The organism is Actinosynnema sp. NPDC091369, from assembly GCF_044757065.1.
Lineage (GTDB): Bacteria > Actinomycetota > Actinomycetes > Mycobacteriales > Pseudonocardiaceae > Actinosynnema.
On the sequence record NZ_JBIVUG010000020.1, the window covers coordinates 54,860 to 69,719 of the forward strand.

Here is a 14,860-nt window from a genome sequence, read left to right on the forward strand (position 1 = left end):
ACCCGGTCGACTGCCGACCGTGGACCACCGCGGGTAAGGTGCGTGTCAATCACATCAGGGTAGAGGGCCGCCCGCGGCGAGCGCGCACAGCTTGGCGAACTCGTCCGCATCCAGGCTCGCACCACCCACAAGGGCGCCGTCGACGTCCTTCTGCGCGATCAACTCGGCGATGTTGCCCGACTTGACCGAGCCGCCGTAAAGCACTCGAACGGCCGAAGCGACGTCCTCGCCGTACAGCTCGGCGAGCTTGACCCGAATGGCCGCGCAGACCTCCTGCGCGTCGGCCGACGAGGCGACCTTGCCGGTGCCGATCGCCCACACGGGCTCGTAGGCCACGACGACGTCCCGCACCTGCTCGGCGGTGAGGCCCTTGAGGCCCGCGACGAGCTGCTCGGTGCAGTGCTCGACGTGCCCGCCTGCCTCGCGCACGTCCACCTGCTCGCCGAGGCAGAAGATGGGCGTGATGCCGTGCTTGAGGGCGGCCTTGACCTTCTTGTTGACGGTCGCGTCGTCCTCGTTGTGGTACTCGCGGCGCTCGGAGTGGCCCACGGTGACGTAGGAGCAGCCGAGCTTGGCGAGCATCGGGCCGGACACGTCACCGGTGTAGGCGCCCGAGTCGTGCGGCGAGAGGTCCTGCGCGCCGTACTTGAGCAGCAGCTTGTCGCCGTCGACGAGGGTCTGGATGGACCGGATGTCGACGAACGGCGGCAGCACCGCCACCTCGACCTTGGCGAAGTACTTCTCCGGGAGGGAGAAGGCGATCTTCTGCACCAGGGCGATGGCCTCGAGGTGGTTGAGGTTCATCTTCCAGTTGCCCGCGATGAGGGGCTGACGCTGGGCCATCACGCCTCCAACACAGACACGCCGGGCAGTTCCTTGCCCTCCAGGTACTCCAGGGACGCCCCACCGCCGGTGGAGATGTGCGAGAACCCGTCCTCGGGCAGGCCCAGCGCGCGCACGGCCGCGGCCGAGTCGCCGCCGCCGACCACGGTGAACGCGTCGCTCTTGACCAGCGCCTCGGCCACCGCGCGGGTGCCGCCGGAGAAGGCTTCGAACTCGAACACGCCCATCGGACCGTTCCAGAACACGGTCTTGGCGTCGGCGAGCTTGGCCGCGAACAGCTCGCGGGTGGCCGGGCCGATGTCCAGGCCCTGCCGGTCGGCGGGGATGGCGTCGGTGGCCACGACCTCGAACTCCGCGTCGGGCGCGAAGTCGGTGGCGGCGAGCACGTCGACCGGGAGCACGAGTTCGACGCCGCGCTTCTCGGCCTCGGCGAGGAAGCCGCGGACCTGGTCGAGCTGGTCTTCCTGGAGCAGCGAGCCGCCGACCTCGTGGCCCTGGGCCTTGAGGAAGGTGTAGGCCATGCCGCCACCGATGAGGAGCCGGTCGACCTTGGTGAGCAGGTTCGCGATGACGCCGAGCTTGTCGGAGACCTTCGCGCCGCCGAGCACGACGACGTACGGGCGCTGGAGGTCGTCGGTGAGCTTGCGCAGCACCTCGACCTCGGCCAGCACGAGGCCGCCCGCGTAGTGCGGGAGCTTCTGGGCGACGTCGTAGACCGACGCCTGCTTGCGGTGCACGACGCCGAACCCGTCGGAGACGAACGCGTCGGCCTTGGCGGCCAGCTCGTCGGCGAGGGCGGCGCGCTCGGCGTCGTCCTTGCTGGTCTCGCGGGCGTCGAAGCGGATGTTCTCCAGCAGCACGACGGTGCCGTCACCGGCGGCCTCGGTGCCGATCTCGACCGGCAGGCCGAGCAGCTCGCCGAGCCGCGTGGCCACGGGAGCGAGGGAGAACTTGGGGTCGGGCTCGCCCTTGGGGCGGCCCAGGTGGGCGGCGACCAGGACGCGGGCGCCCGCGTCCACGAGCGCCTTGAGGGTGGGGACCGACGCGCGGACGCGGCCGTCGTCGGTGATCCGGTCGCCGTCGAGGGGGACGTTCAGGTCGGCGCGCACCAGGACGCGCCGACCCGAGACACCCTCGCTGAGCAGATCGTCGAGAGTCTTCACAGCGAGTGCTCCGCCTCTTCGCTCAGAGCTTGCTGGCGACCAGGTTGACCAGGTCGGCGAGGCGGTTCGAGTAGCCCCACTCGTTGTCGTACCAGCCGACGACCTTGACCTGGTTGCCGATGACCTTGGTCAGCGGCGCGTCGTAGATGCAGGACGCCGGGTCGGTGACGATGTCGGCCGACACGATCGGGTCGGTGTTGTAGCGCAGGTAGCCCTTCAGCGGGCCGTCGGCGGCGGCCTTGTAGGCGGCGTTGACCTCGTCCACGGTGACCTCGCGGCCCACGGTGACGGTCAGGTCGGTGGCCGAGCCGGTGGGCACGGGCACGCGCAGGGCGTAGCCGTCGAGCTTGCCCTTGAGCTCGGGCAGGACCAGGCCGATCGCCTTCGCGGCACCGGTGCTGGTGGGCACGATGTTCAGCGCGGCGGCACGGGCGCGGCGCAGGTCCTTGTGCGGCGCGTCCTGCAGGTTCTGGTCCTGGGTGTAGGCGTGGATCGTGGTCATGAGGCCACGCTCGATGGTGAAGCTGTCGTGCAGCACCTTGGCCAGCGGGGCCAGGCAGTTCGTGGTGCACGAGGCGTTGGAGATGACGGTCTGCGAGCCGTCGTACTGGTCGTCGTTCGCGCCCAGCACCACGGTGAGGTCCTCACCCTTGGCCGGGGCGGAGATGATGACCTTCTTCGCGCCACCCTCGTCGACGTGCTTGCGCGCGGCCGAGGCGTCGGTGAAGAAGCCGGTCGACTCCACGACGACGTCGACGCCGAGGTCCTTCCAGGGCAGCTTGCCCGGGTCGCGCTCGGCCAGGGCCTTGATGACCTTGCCGTCGACCGCGATGCCCTCGTCGGTCACGGTCACCTCGCCGTCGAGGCGGCCGAGGATGGAGTCGTACTTGAGCAGGTGGGCCATGGTGTTGACGTCACCGAGGTCGTTGAAGGCGACGATCTCGATGTCGTGCCCGCTGGCCTGAACGGCGCGCCAGAAGTTGCGACCGATGCGGCCGAAACCATTGACACCTACGCGAACCGTCACGGTGAGTCTCCTCGGTACTCGACTGGCGTTGACCGCCAGGGGCGTGCAGTCATGGGCTGACCAGGCAGCCGAGAGCCAGCCTAGCCTCCGGCCTGCGTCCCTGGTCACGTGGACCACCAGGATCTCTTTATCGAACAAGAAAATCCAGCTTGACCGGCTTGTTACCTGACGGTAACTCGGTCCACGGGGCTTCGTGACCCCGGAGTGCGGCTGCGACGCGTCTCGCCGCCGGGGGTTCCGGTTCCCAGCGTATGACTCTCGGTGGCCGGGCGCAGGCTGTGCGCTCCGTGACGGAGGGTGGCGTTCCGAGCGTTGAATTCAGGGGTCCTGAACGTAGGACTCTCGGGGTCTGAGCGTTCGACTCTCGGGGTCTGGGGGTTCGACTCGCGTGGGGGTCGGTCAGGCGGTCGGGGTCAGCAGGGCGGAGGAGAGCCCGTAGTAGGTGTAGAGGCCGCCGGAGGCGTCGACCTGCTCGACGCTCGTCCAGGTGCCCTCGTGGCCCTCGTTGCCGGGGCACGGGCCGCCGAGGACGGGCGTGGTGCCGGTCTCGGTGGTGGCGCCGAAGCCAGAATGTACGCCTGCGCCGCGCCCGCGAGCGCCAGCACGGCGCTGGTGACGACACCGGTGACCGCGACAGTCCTGCTGTGGTTCTTCATGGCGAACGACCTCCGCGGAGACGGGACGACTGCTTCCTGCCCTCTACGTCGCTTTCGATCAACGGGATGTCGCAGGGCTGAAGTCACCGGTCGGGCTCCGGAGGACCCAACCCGCCCCCTGCCGAACGGCCCTGGCCGACGACGGGCCCGGCATGACCCTGACCACCTGATCGCGAAAGCCGGCCACAGATCCGCCCGGAAGTGGTAACGCTTCGCTCAACGGACTACCGCCAGCGTCACTCCATCGGGTTAAGCTGCGCCGCTTTTCTCGACGACCTTGGCGGTGGGTAGTGGCGCTGGTGACCGGTGAACCGTCTGTCGCGCCCACCCGCGCCCCGAGCCGCCCCGCGGTCCGGGCCGACATCCAGGGCCTGCGGGCGCTCGCCGTGGGCCTGGTGGTCTGCTACCACCTGCGCCCCGCGCGGCTGCCCGGCGGTTTCGTCGGCGTCGACGTCTTCTTCGTGATCTCCGGCTTCCTGATCATCGGCACGCTCACCGGCGAGATCCGCCGCACCGGGCGGGTCGGGCTGCTCGCCTTCTACGCGCGCCGCATCCGCCGGCTGCTGCCCGCCGCCACCGTCGTGCTGCTGGCCGTCACAGCGGCGGTGCTCGCGGTGCTGCCCCAGTCGCGGTGGCCGGTCGTGCTGCGGGAGGTCGTGTTCTCCGCGGTGAACGCGCAGAACTGGCTGCTGGCCGTGCTGTCGAACGACTACGGGCACGCGACCGTCGGCGCGTCACCGGTGCAGCACTTCTGGTCGCTGGCCGTCGAGGAGCAGTTCTACCTGGTGATCCCGCTGGTGCTGCTGGTGGCGGCCGTCCTGGCGGCACGCCGGGGCGCGGGCCCGGTGCGGTGCGCGGTGGTCGCGGTCGCGGTGATCACGGCGGCGTCGTTCGCGTTCTCGGTCTGGTACACGCCGGTCGACCCGGGCGCGGCCTACTTCGTGACGCCGACGCGGATGTGGCAGCTCGGCGTCGGCGGCCTGGCCGCGATGGCGCTGCACCGGGTGCGGCTCGGCGCGGCGGCGCGCCTGCTGCTCGGCTGGGGCGGCCTGGCCGCTGTGCTGGTGAGCGCGTTCTCGTTCAGCACCGCCATGGCGTTCCCCGGCTGGGTCGCGGCGCTGCCCACGCTCGGGGCCCTCGCGATGCTGGTCGCCCGGGACGACTCGCTGGCCCGCGTGCTGGGCGTTCGGCCGCTGACCTACGTCGGTGACATCTCCTACAGCCTGTACCTGTGGCACTGGCCGGTGATCGTGTTCCTGCTGGAGATCACCGAGCGCCAGGTGCTGGACCGGAACCAGGTCGTGCTCGCCGGGGCCCTCAGCCTGGTCTTGGCAGCGCTGTCCAAGCGGTTCGTGGAGGACCCGTTCCGGCAACGCAAACCCGTCCGCAGGCGCACCACCTACGGGACCGGCGTGGCGATGATCGCGGTGACCGCCGCGGTCGCGGCGGGCGGGTGGGTGTCGGCCGAGTCGGCATTGGCCGCGCTGCGCGACCGGGCGGTGATCGACGTCGACCACCCCGGCGCGCTGGCCCTCGACCCGAGCCGACCGCACCCGGTGCCGACCGGTGTCGCCCTCGCGCCCGCGCCGGCCGTGGCCGCGCAGGACGGGCCGCTCGGCGACCTGCCGGGCGACTGCAACATCTACGACATGACCGCCGGGCTCACGTCGTGCATGTACGGCGATCCCGCGGCCCCGAAGACCATCGTCATCGTCGGTGATTCGCACGCCGCCCAGTTCAGCAGCGCCCTGGCCGAGTTCGTCCGGCTCGAGGGCGCCGGCCTGTGGCGGGTGAAGGTCATCGTGCGCAACGGCTGCCCGTTCACGTCCGTGCCGCCGTCCGACGCGGGCACGCCGCTGACCATCTGCTCGGACGAGAACGCGCGGAAGCTCGACCTGATCCGCGGCCTGCACCCGGACCTGGTGATCACCGCCGCCATGTCACCCGAGTCCTACCGCGCGGACCTCAACTGGACCTGGGAGTCGCCCGAGCGCGCCGTCGAGGGCTACCGGACCATGCTCGCCGCGCTGGCCGACGCCGACATCCCGGTCGCCGTGATCCGCGGCCTGCCCAGGCCGGCCGACCCCGTCGTGCCCTGCCTGGAGCGCCACCCGGACCGCCCGGCCGACTGCGACACGTCGCGGGCGAAGGCGGTCGGCTCGTCGACCGACCCGTTGGCCGAGGCGGCGGGCGGGTTGGCGGGGGTGCGGGTGGTCGACCTGACCGACTGGATCTGCCGCGCCGACAGCTGTCCCGCCGTGGTGGGCAACGTGGTCGTCTACCGGGACAACCACCTCACCGACACCTACGTCCGGTCCCTGGTCGACCCGCTCGTGACCGCCCTCGGGCTGCGCTGACGCCGGCCCGGTCAGACCTCGGCGTCGAGCATGTCCGCCGTCACCGCGGACTCGGTGTCGGGCATGCCCAGTTCCTTGGCCCGCTTGTCCGCCATCGCCAGCAGGCGGCGGATGCGGCCCGCGACGGCGTCCTTGGTCATCTGCGGGTCGGAGAGCTGACCCAGCTCCTCCAGCGACGCCTGGCGGTGGGCCAGGCGCAGGGCGCCCGCGGCGGCCAGGTGGTCCGGTGCCTCGGCGCCGAGGATCTCCAGCGCCCGCTGGACGCGGGCGGCGGCGGCGACGGCGGCGCGGGCCGAGCGGCGCAGGTTGGCGTCGTCGAAGTTGGCCAGGCGGTTGGCGGTGGCGCGGACCTCGCGGCGCATCCGGCGCTCTTCCCAGGCCAGGACGCTGTCGTGGGCGCCGAGCCTGGTCAGCATCGCGCCGATCGCGTCGCCGTCCCTTATCACCACGCGCTCCGCGCCGCGCACCTCGCGCGACTTGGAGCCGATGCCCATCCGCCGGGCCGCGCCGACCAGCGCCAACGCCGCCTCCGGGCCGGGGCAGGTCACCTCCATCGACGACGACCGGCCCGGCTCGGTCAGCGAGCCGTGCGCCAGGAACGCGCCCCGCCACGCCGCCTCCGCGTCGCACACCCCGCCCGACACGACCGGGGCGGGCAGGCCGCGCACCGGGCGTCCGCGCGGGTCCAGCAGACCGGTCTGCCGGGCCAGGCCCTCGCCGTCCTTGACCACCCGCACCACGAACCGGGTGCCCTTGCGCAGACCGCTGGACGTGATCGTGAACACGTCCGACTGGTGCCCGTACAGCTCGTGGATCTCCCGCCGCAGCCGCCGCGCCGTGGAACCCAGGTCCAGCTCCGCCTCGACGACCACCCGGCCGCCGACGATGTGCAGGCCGCCCGCGAACCGCAGGAGCGAGGCCACCTCCGCGCGGCGGCAGCAGGTCTTGGAGACGGCCAGCCTGCTCAGCTCGTCCTTCACCGCCGACGTCATCGCCACGGCGCCTCGCCTCCCCTGCTCGTCCGGTCTTCCTGGAGGGTTGTACTCGACGCCCCACCGGTCCCGTCACCAGGGCCGGCCAACGCCCGCGTGACGGCCGACGCCAGCGCGGTCGGGTCGTGCCGGTCCGGCGCGCCCGGCACGGCGATGGGCGCGAGGTGCGCCGCAGCGCCCAGAGCTGCGGCGGCCCGGCGCAGCCGGTCCGGCACGGGCACCGCGTCGACGTCGGCGATCACCGCGTCCACCCGCAGCGCGGGCGCGTGCTCGCACAGCACGTCCAGGTGCAGCTCCGGCGAGAAGCCGTCGGTTTCCCCCGGTTGGGGGACGAGGTTGAGCACGACGACCTTTCGCGCCGACGTGCGCACGAGGGCGTCGTGCAGCTCGGGCACGAGCAGGTGCGGCAGCACGCTGGTGAACCACGAGCCGGGCCCGAGCACCACCACGTCCGCCGCGAGCACCGCCTCCACCGCCTGCGCGCAGCCGCGCGGCGCCTCGCCCGGACCGCCGGGCCCGTAGAGCCGGATGCGCTGCACGCGCCCCGGCGTGGTGGCGATCGCGACCTGGCCCCGGATGCGGCGCACCACGTCGGCGTCGTCGTCCAGCCCGGTCACGTCGGCCTCGATCGACAGCGGCTCGGTGCACATCGGCAGCACGCGCCCGCGCACGCCGAGCAGCCGGCCCGCCTCCTCCAGCACCGCGACCGGGTCGCCGAGCTGCTCCAGCAGGCCCGCCAGCACCAGGTTGCCCACCGCGTGCCCGGCGAGCGCGCCCGTGCCGCCGAAGCGGTGCTGGAACAGCGTCGCCCACAACGCGCTGGACGGGTCCGCCCCGGCCAGCGCCACCATCGCCTTGCGCAGGTCGCCGGGCGGCAGCAGGCCCAGCTCGCGGCGCAACCGCCCCGACGAGCCGCCGTCGTCCGCGACCGTCACCACGGCCGTCACGTCGTCGGTCACCCGGCGCAGGGCGGTGAGCGTGGCGTGCAGCCCGTGCCCACCGCCCAGCGCGACCGCTCTGAAGCTCACTCGCGTCCCAGGTCCCGGTGCACGACCTTGACGGCCATGCCGTCCTCGCTGGCCAGCCGGCCCGCCAGCTCCTCGGAGATGGCCACGCTGCGGTGCTTGCCGCCGGTGCAGCCGACCGCGAGCGTCAGGTACCGCTTGCCCTCGCGCCGGTAGCCGGCGCCGATCAGCCGCAGCAGCTCGTGGTAGCGGTCCAGGAACTCCTCCGCGCCCTCCTGCGTGAGCACGTAGTTGCGCACGTCGCCGTCCAGGCCGGTCTGCTCGCGCAGCTCCGGGATCCAGAACGGGTTCGGCAGGAACCGCACGTCCATCACCAGGTCGGCGTCCATCGGCAGGCCGTACTTGTAGCCGAACGACAGCACGGTGACCCTGGTGCGGGTCGCGGACTCGGTGCCGAACGTGTCCTCGATCTTGGCCCGCAGCTGGTGCACCGACAGCGCCGAGGTGTCCAGCACCAGGTCGGCCTCCTCGCGCAGCGGCGTGAGCAGGACCCGCTCGGCCTCGATGCCGTCGGCCAGCCTGCCGTCCGCCTGCAGCGGGTGGCCGCGCCGCACCGACTCGAACCGCCGGATCAGCACGTCGTCGGTGGCCTCCAGGAACAGCACCTTCGGCTTGTAGCCGCGCGCGTCCAGGTCCTTGATCACCGCCGCCAGGTCCTCGGTGAACGCGCGGCTGCGCACGTCCATCACCACCGCGACCCTGGTGATCGCGCCCCTGGCCTGAGCGCCCAGCTCCACCATGGTCGCGATCAGCTCGGGCGGCAGGTTGTCCACCACGAACCAGCCCAGGTCCTCCAGGCACTTCGCGGCCGTGCTGCGGCCCGCCCCGGACAGGCCCGTCACCACCGCGACTTCGATGCCGGACTTCTCGCCGGCCGGTGCGCTCACTTGTGCTCCCGTCTGATCGTCGGCTCAGCCGACGCCCTCTTCGGTACCGGCCGTGCTCAACGTCGCGTGCACGGCCTCCGCGGTGCGCCGGCCCACCCCGGGCACACCGCTGATCTCCTCGATGCTCGCCTCACGCAACTTCTTCAGTGAGCCGAAGTGCTTCAACAGCGCGGCCTTGCGCGTCTGCCCCAGGCCGGGCACCTCGTCCAGCGCGGAGGTCGTCATCCGCTTGGACCGCTTCTGCCGGTGGTAGGCGATCGCGAACCGGTGCGCCTCGTCGCGCACCCGTTGCAGCAGGTAGAGGGCCTCGCTGGTGCGCGGCAGGATCACCGGGTCGGGCTCTCCGGGCACCCACACCTCCTCCAACCGCTTCGCCAGGCCCACCACGGCCACGTCGGTGATGCCGAGTTCGGCCAGGACGTCGGAGGCTACCTGCGCCTGCGGCGCGCCGCCGTCCACGACCAGCAGGTTCGGCGCGTAGGCGAACTTGCGCGGCTTGCCGGTCTCCGGGTCGATGCCCGGTGTCGCGCCGCCCGTGTCCTTGTTGTCCCGCAGGTAAGCCTGGAACCGCCGCCGCACCACCTCGGCGATCGAGCCGACGTCGCCCTGCTCCGCGCCCTCGCGCACGGCGAACCGCCGGTACTCCGACTTGCGCGCCAGGCCGTCCTCGAACACCACCAGCGACGCCACCACGTCCGTGCCCTGCACGTGGCTGATGTCGGTGCACTCGATGCGCAGCGGCGCCGTGTCCAGGCCCAGCGCCTCCTGGAGCTCCTGCAACGCCGCCGACCGGGCCGTCAGGTCGCCCGCGCGGCGCAGCTTGTGCTGCTGGAACGCCTCCTTGGCGTTGCGCTCCACCGTCTCCATGAGCGCCCGCTTGTCGCCCCGCTGCGGCACCCGCAGCACCACCCGGCCGCCGCGCAGCTCCGACAGCCACTTCTCGACCGCCTCGGCGTCGTCGGGCAGCTCCGGCACCAGCACCTCGCGCGGCACCGGCGCCGACTCGACCCCGCTGGCCTGCGCCGACTCGACCTGCTCGCCGTAGAACTGGGTGACGAACTGGTCGACCAGGCCGGTCACTCCGGTCTCGTCCACCTTGTCGACCACCCAGCCGCGCTGGCCGCGGACCCGGCCGCCGCGCACGTGGAAGACCTGGACCGAGACCTCCAGGTCGTCCTGCGCGAACGCGACCACGTCGGCGTCCGTGCCGTCGCCGAGGACGACGGCCTGCTTCTCCAGGGCGCGCTTGAGGGCGGCCTGGTCGTCGCGCAGGCGGGCCGCCTTCTCGAACTCCAGCTCCTCGGCCGCGGCGGTCATCTCCCGCTCCAGCCGGCGCACCATAGAGTCCGTCCGGCCCGCGAGGAAGTCGCAGAAGTCCTCGACGATGTCGCGGTGCTCGTCCGCGCTGACCCGGCCCACGCACGGCGCCGAGCACTTGTCGATGTAGCCGAGCAGGCAGGGGCGGCCGATCTGGCCGTGCCGCTTGAACACGCCCGCCGAGCAGGTGCGCGCCGGGAACACCCGCAGCAGCAGGTCCAGCGTCTCGCGGATCGCCCAGGCGTGGGCGTACGGGCCGAAGTAGCGCACGCCCTTGCGGCGGGGGCCGCGGTAGACGTGCAGCCGGGGGAACTCCTCGTGCAGCGTGACGGCCAGCACCGGGTAGGACTTGTCGTCCCGGTAGCGGACGTTGAACCGCGGGTCGAACTCCTTGATCCAGTTGTACTCGAGCTGGAGCGCCTCGACCTCGGTCCCGACGACGGTCCACTCGACGCTCGCGGCGGTGGTCACCATCTGCCGGGTGCGCGGGTGCAGCCCGGCGATGTCGGCGAAGTAGGAGTTCAGGCGTTGGCGCAGGCTCTTGGCCTTGCCGACGTACACCACGCGACCGCCGGCGTCGCGGAACTTGTAGACGCCGGGGGCTTCGGGGATGGTGCCTGTCGCAGGGCGATAGGTCGACGGGTCGGCCACACGCAAAGGGTACGTGTGGGCACCGACAGGCTCGCCGGGACCGACCTGTGCCGGGGTCGGTCCGGTCCGCCGGCGGCACCCCGGCCGGGGGGCGGCCCGGCCGGGCTCGCGCTCAGGCCGGCACGACCTGGCCCGCCGCCACCTTGACCGGGACCTCCTTCAGGCCCGTGGTGGCCGGGCCCTTCGTCACCGCGCCGTCCGCCGCGTTGAACGTGCTGCCGTGGTTGGGGCAGGTGATCACGCCGTTCTCCGGCGGCGACACCGCGGTGCCCTGGTGCGGGCAGGTGGCGTCGTAAGCCTTCACCGTGTCACCGGTGCGGACCAGCACGAGCGGCTTGCTGTCGGCCGGGTTGCCCGCGATCAGGCCGCCGCCGTCGGGCACGTCGGCCAGCGCCGCGATGATCGGCGGGCCGGCCGGGGTGGTGCCGCCGCCGGGTGCCGTGCCGCCACCGGGCGTGGCGCCGCCGGTCGTCGTGCCGCTCGGGGTGGAGCCGCTGCTGCACGCGGCCAGGCCGCCCGGCACCGCCAGCGCGACGAGCACGCCGCACAGCACCGAGCGCCGGGACATCCCCGTGTTCTCCGTTGAACTCACCGCAGGTCCTCCGCTGTTCGTGGTGGGTGGTCGTTCGGGCACACAGGCAATACGACACCACGTGAAGCGGGGTTCAACACTCCAGCACGTGAGACGGGATCTTCAGGAAAGGAACACGTCCGGCCCGGACACCGTCACCGCGACCTCCGCCAAGCCCCGCGGTGACGGGCCGGACAGCACCGCCCCGGTCGTCGGGTCGAACGCGGAGCGGTGCGTGGGGCAGCTGATCGTGCCGGCGGCGGGCGGGTTCACCGTCGTGCCCTGGTGCGGGCAGGCCGGGTTGAACGCCCGCACCTCCGTCTGCGACGGCCTGACCAGCAACAACTGGCCGTCGCCGCCGACGTCGACCAGCGCCCCGGACCCCACCGGGACGTCGGTGAGCCCGGCCAGGCGGTCACCCGCGCGGGCCGAGCCGACACCGGGTCGACGCGTCGGCGCGCCCGAGCCGCACGCGGCCGCGGGCACACCGGCGGTCAGGGCGAGCAGTCCGCACAGCAGCGTCCGTCGGTCCACCCGCCCATCTTCGCCTACTGGTCCTTGGCCACCGCCGTGCGGGCCAGCGCCAGCACCGCCGTGAACGGCGGGAACCAGTGCCGCGAGTGCGACGGCGGGTTCGCCCACCTCAGCGACCCGTACCGGGTCATCGTGGGCGGCAGCGCGATGCGCTGCGGCGAGCGGACGAACTGGACCTCGGCGGGCGCCTTCAGGTGCGTGGGCAGCAGGGCGACCAGCTCGGCGAGGAAGATCCAGTGCTCCCGCGGGCCCGGGATCACGGTGACGGGGCCGGCCAGCATCCGGGCTTTGAGGTCGGCCAGGACGCGCGAGCCGATGCGGGCGGGCATGGCCAGGGCGGTGGTGGCGGGGCCGAGCGGCAAGAACACCCCCTGCTCGGTCACGGACACCTTCCAGCCCAGCAGCCGGTAACCCGCGATCGCCTCACCGAGTGCCTGCTGGTGCGCGCGGTCGCGTGGTCCGAATCGCGGGCCGTTGTCTGCGGTGGTGGCGGCGGTGATGCTCATCGGCGGGAGTCCCTCCCCGGTCGGGTGGAGTGGGCGGTGTGCGCGGGCCGCGGGGTCGACCCGGCACTGGCACACCACGCAGCCTCCGGCCGATCGGGGCGTTCCACCACACCGTTATCGGGTCGGATCCATGCACCGGACGGATGCCGTTCATCCACCACCCGGCGTCACACGGCGTCCGACCAGGGGTCCACCCCGCCTTATGCACCAAATGCATGGACTCCTGATCACATCTCTATACACTGGTGAGCACGCTCAGTGACGGGAGCGAGCCATGGAACGGAAAGCTCGAAGAGCAGCCAGTACCAGGCGCGCATGCCCGACGTGCGGGGCGCTGATCGCCGCCGACAACACCGACCGGCTCTGCCAGCGTTGTCGCCGCAACGCGCGGACCGAGCTCTACGGACCACCCGAGGTCCCCGGGGACTTCTGGGACCACGAGACGATGGCTGCCGCGTTCGCCGACCGGAACATGGGCGCCCTCCTCGCCGCCTACCGGCACCACCCCCAGCACGTCAGCCGCGTCACCCAGGACCGCATGGCGTCCTGGCTGGGTATCTCCCAGGCTCAGCTGTCGCGGTACGAGACCGGTGAGAACCCGATCGACCGGATCGACCGCCTGCGGCACTTCGCGCGGGCGCTCGGCGTCCCGGCCGACCGGCTGTGGTTCGACCGCGTCGGAATCCCAAGCCAGGCGGACGCCGATCGCGGCGCCCCGCCCGATGTGCTCGGCGCGGCGTGGGACGCGTCGAGCATTGCCAGATCGGTCGAGGAGACGGCGAGGAACGACTTGGCGATCAGCAGACGAGCGGCGCTCACCGGAGCCGCCGCGGTGGCGATGGGTCCCGCACTGGTCGAACCGTTGCAGCGGTGGCTGCACCCCTTGCAGCCCCTGTCCAAGTGGTCGTCCAGCGCGGCGATCAGCGAAGAGGAGCTGGCGGCGTTGCAGCGCGTCGCCGACGGGCTGCGCGGGTGGGGCGGACGAGGCGGGTACGGGCTGGCGCGCAAGGCGGTGCTCGGGCAGTTGGAGGAACTGGCCGAGCGGCTGTCGCGCGCACCGGCGGGCCCGACCACGGAACGGGCCTTCTTCATCGGGGCCGAGCTGTCCAAGGTCGCGGCGAGCATGTCGTGGGACGCGGGCATGCACGACGCCGCGCAGCGGTACTACGTGCTGGGCGTGCGGATGGCGAAAGCCGGGCGCAACGACCCGTTCGCCGCGCTGTGCCTGGCGGCGATGGCCCGGCAGATGTTCGACCTGGGCCGCCCCGAGGACGGTTTAGAACTGGTCCAGCTCGGCCAGTACGGCACCCGGCGCAACGCCACCCCGACGTTGCAGGCGCTCCTGCTGACCCGGGAGGCGTGGGCCTACGCCCAGATGGGTCGGGTGCGGGAGTTCCACCGGGCGGTCGGGCAGGCGCAGGACAGCTTCGCGCAGCGGCGACCCGGCTCGGACCCGTGGTGGCTGGACTCGTTCGACGAGGCGGAGCTGGAAGGGGTCATCGGTGCCCGGATGCGGGACCTGGCCGGGCACGACCCGAAGCAGGCGCCGATGGCCGAGCAGCACATCCGGCGGGCGCTGGACCTGCGCGACCCGGCCAGGGTGCGCAACCGGGCGTTCGACGTCATCGGGCTGGCCCGCACGAAGATGGTGGCGGGCGAGCCCGAGGAGGCGTGCGGGCTGATCCAGCAGGTGCTGCCCACGGCGGCGGGCCTGGCGTCCGGGCGGGTGGTGCGCAAGCTCCAGGACTTCGCCAAGGAGGCCGAGCGGCACCGCGACCTGGCGGTCGTGCGCGACACCCGTGACGCGATCCGCGGGGTGCGGACGGCCTAGTGATGCGGGTGGGAGTCACCGGGCACAGCAAGCTGGCGCCCGATTGCGTCGACGCCGTGCGCGAGGCCATCCGCGCGGCGTTGGAGGCCGAGGCGGCGGGCGGGTCATCCCTGGTCGGGGTGACCTGCCTGGCGCCGGGCGCGGACCAGCTGTTCGCGCGGGTGGTGCTGGAGCTGGGCGGCCGGGTCGAGGTGGTGCTGCCCGCGATGGACTACCGGGAGAAGCTGAGACCGGAGAAGCGGGCGGACTACGACGAGCTGCTGGCGCAGGCGCACGTGGTCAGCGTGCTGCCCAACGAGCTGTCCGGGCGGCACGCGTACGTGATGGCGAACGAGCGGATGCTCGCGTCGGTGGAGCTGCTGATCGCCGTGTGGGACGGTCAGCCGCCGGACGGGCGCGGCGGCACGGCGGACGTCGTGGAGACGGCACGCGCGTCGGGCGTGCCCGTCGTGGTCGTGTGGCCGGAAGGAGCACGTCGGGGCTGAAACGAGGACCGTTCC

At 72.4% G+C, this 14,860-nt stretch carries 13 protein-coding genes; 3 read left to right on the forward strand and 10 right to left on the reverse strand.

The window, feature by feature from the left end:
• Positions 1 to 54: 54 nt before the first annotated feature.
• Genes tpiA through gap form a run of 3 tightly spaced genes read right to left on the reverse strand, consistent with a single transcriptional unit; the run spans position 55 to position 3,033 of the window.
• The gene (gene tpiA, locus ACIQMJ_RS38660) at positions 55 to 843 is read right to left on the reverse strand and encodes a triose-phosphate isomerase (protein ID WP_141982432.1); all 789 of its coding nucleotides are present in this window, start codon (positions 841 to 843) and stop codon (positions 55 to 57) included.
• On the reverse strand, positions 843 to 2,006 hold the full coding sequence (locus tag ACIQMJ_RS38665) for a phosphoglycerate kinase (RefSeq protein ID WP_499765984.1): 1,164 nt from the start codon (positions 2,004 to 2,006) through the stop codon (positions 843 to 845). The genes tpiA and ACIQMJ_RS38665 overlap by 1 nt, the downstream gene beginning before the upstream one ends.
• Before the next feature lie 22 nt (positions 2,007 to 2,028).
• Entirely contained in the window at positions 2,029 to 3,033 is a 1,005-nt protein-coding gene (gene gap, locus ACIQMJ_RS38670) for a type I glyceraldehyde-3-phosphate dehydrogenase (protein ID WP_073894620.1), read from the reverse strand.
• 955 nt (positions 3,034 to 3,988) lie between these two features.
• On the opposite strand from gap, the gene ACIQMJ_RS38675 reads away from it, so the two are divergent.
• The gene (locus ACIQMJ_RS38675) at positions 3,989 to 6,046 is read left to right on the forward strand and encodes an acyltransferase family protein (protein ID WP_499765985.1); all 2,058 of its coding nucleotides are present in this window, start codon (positions 3,989 to 3,991) and stop codon (positions 6,044 to 6,046) included.
• Between the two features lie 11 nt (positions 6,047 to 6,057).
• Here ACIQMJ_RS38675 and whiA read toward each other — a convergent pair whose 3' ends face one another.
• From whiA to ACIQMJ_RS38710, 7 genes are all read right to left on the reverse strand, one after another.
• Positions 6,058 to 7,044, reverse strand: coding sequence for a DNA-binding protein WhiA (gene whiA, locus ACIQMJ_RS38680; protein ID WP_053721404.1), 987 nt, complete (start codon positions 7,042 to 7,044; stop codon positions 6,058 to 6,060).
• Entirely contained in the window at positions 7,035 to 8,066 is a 1,032-nt protein-coding gene (locus tag ACIQMJ_RS38685; RefSeq protein WP_499765986.1) for a gluconeogenesis factor YvcK family protein, read from the reverse strand. The genes whiA and ACIQMJ_RS38685 overlap by 10 nt, the downstream gene beginning before the upstream one ends.
• Positions 8,063 to 8,920, reverse strand: coding sequence for an RNase adapter RapZ (gene rapZ / locus ACIQMJ_RS38690; protein ID WP_053721427.1), 858 nt, complete (start codon positions 8,918 to 8,920; stop codon positions 8,063 to 8,065). The genes ACIQMJ_RS38685 and rapZ overlap by 4 nt, the downstream gene beginning before the upstream one ends.
• 54 nt (positions 8,921 to 8,974) lie before the next feature.
• Positions 8,975 to 10,918, reverse strand: a complete 1,944-nt coding sequence (gene uvrC / locus ACIQMJ_RS38695) for an excinuclease ABC subunit UvrC (protein WP_499765987.1) — start codon at positions 10,916 to 10,918, stop codon at positions 8,975 to 8,977.
• Positions 10,919 to 11,030: 112 nt separating this feature from the next.
• Positions 11,031 to 11,510 (reverse strand): Rieske (2Fe-2S) protein, encoded by a 480-nt coding sequence (locus ACIQMJ_RS38700; protein ID WP_499765988.1) that lies wholly within the window; start codon positions 11,508 to 11,510, stop codon positions 11,031 to 11,033.
• 102 nt (positions 11,511 to 11,612) lie between these two features.
• A complete protein-coding gene (locus tag ACIQMJ_RS38705) occupies positions 11,613 to 12,023 on the reverse strand; it encodes a Rieske (2Fe-2S) protein (RefSeq protein WP_499765989.1) in 411 nt (136 codons plus the stop codon).
• Between the two features lie 14 nt (positions 12,024 to 12,037).
• The gene (locus tag ACIQMJ_RS38710) at positions 12,038 to 12,529 is read right to left on the reverse strand and encodes a hypothetical protein (protein ID WP_141982425.1); all 492 of its coding nucleotides are present in this window, start codon (positions 12,527 to 12,529) and stop codon (positions 12,038 to 12,040) included.
• 445 nt (positions 12,530 to 12,974) lie between these two features.
• On the opposite strand from ACIQMJ_RS38710, the gene ACIQMJ_RS38715 reads away from it, so the two are divergent.
• Both ACIQMJ_RS38715 and ACIQMJ_RS38720 read left to right on the forward strand, forming a co-directional pair.
• Positions 12,975 to 14,360 carry a helix-turn-helix domain-containing protein gene (locus ACIQMJ_RS38715; protein ID WP_499765990.1) on the forward strand — a complete coding sequence of 462 codons (1,386 nt, stop codon included), beginning with the start codon at positions 12,975 to 12,977 and terminating at the stop codon, positions 14,358 to 14,360.
• Between the two features lie 2 nt (positions 14,361 to 14,362).
• The gene (locus ACIQMJ_RS38720) at positions 14,363 to 14,845 is read left to right on the forward strand and encodes a hypothetical protein (protein WP_499765991.1); all 483 of its coding nucleotides are present in this window, start codon (positions 14,363 to 14,365) and stop codon (positions 14,843 to 14,845) included.
• Positions 14,846 to 14,860: the final 15 nt, after the last annotated feature.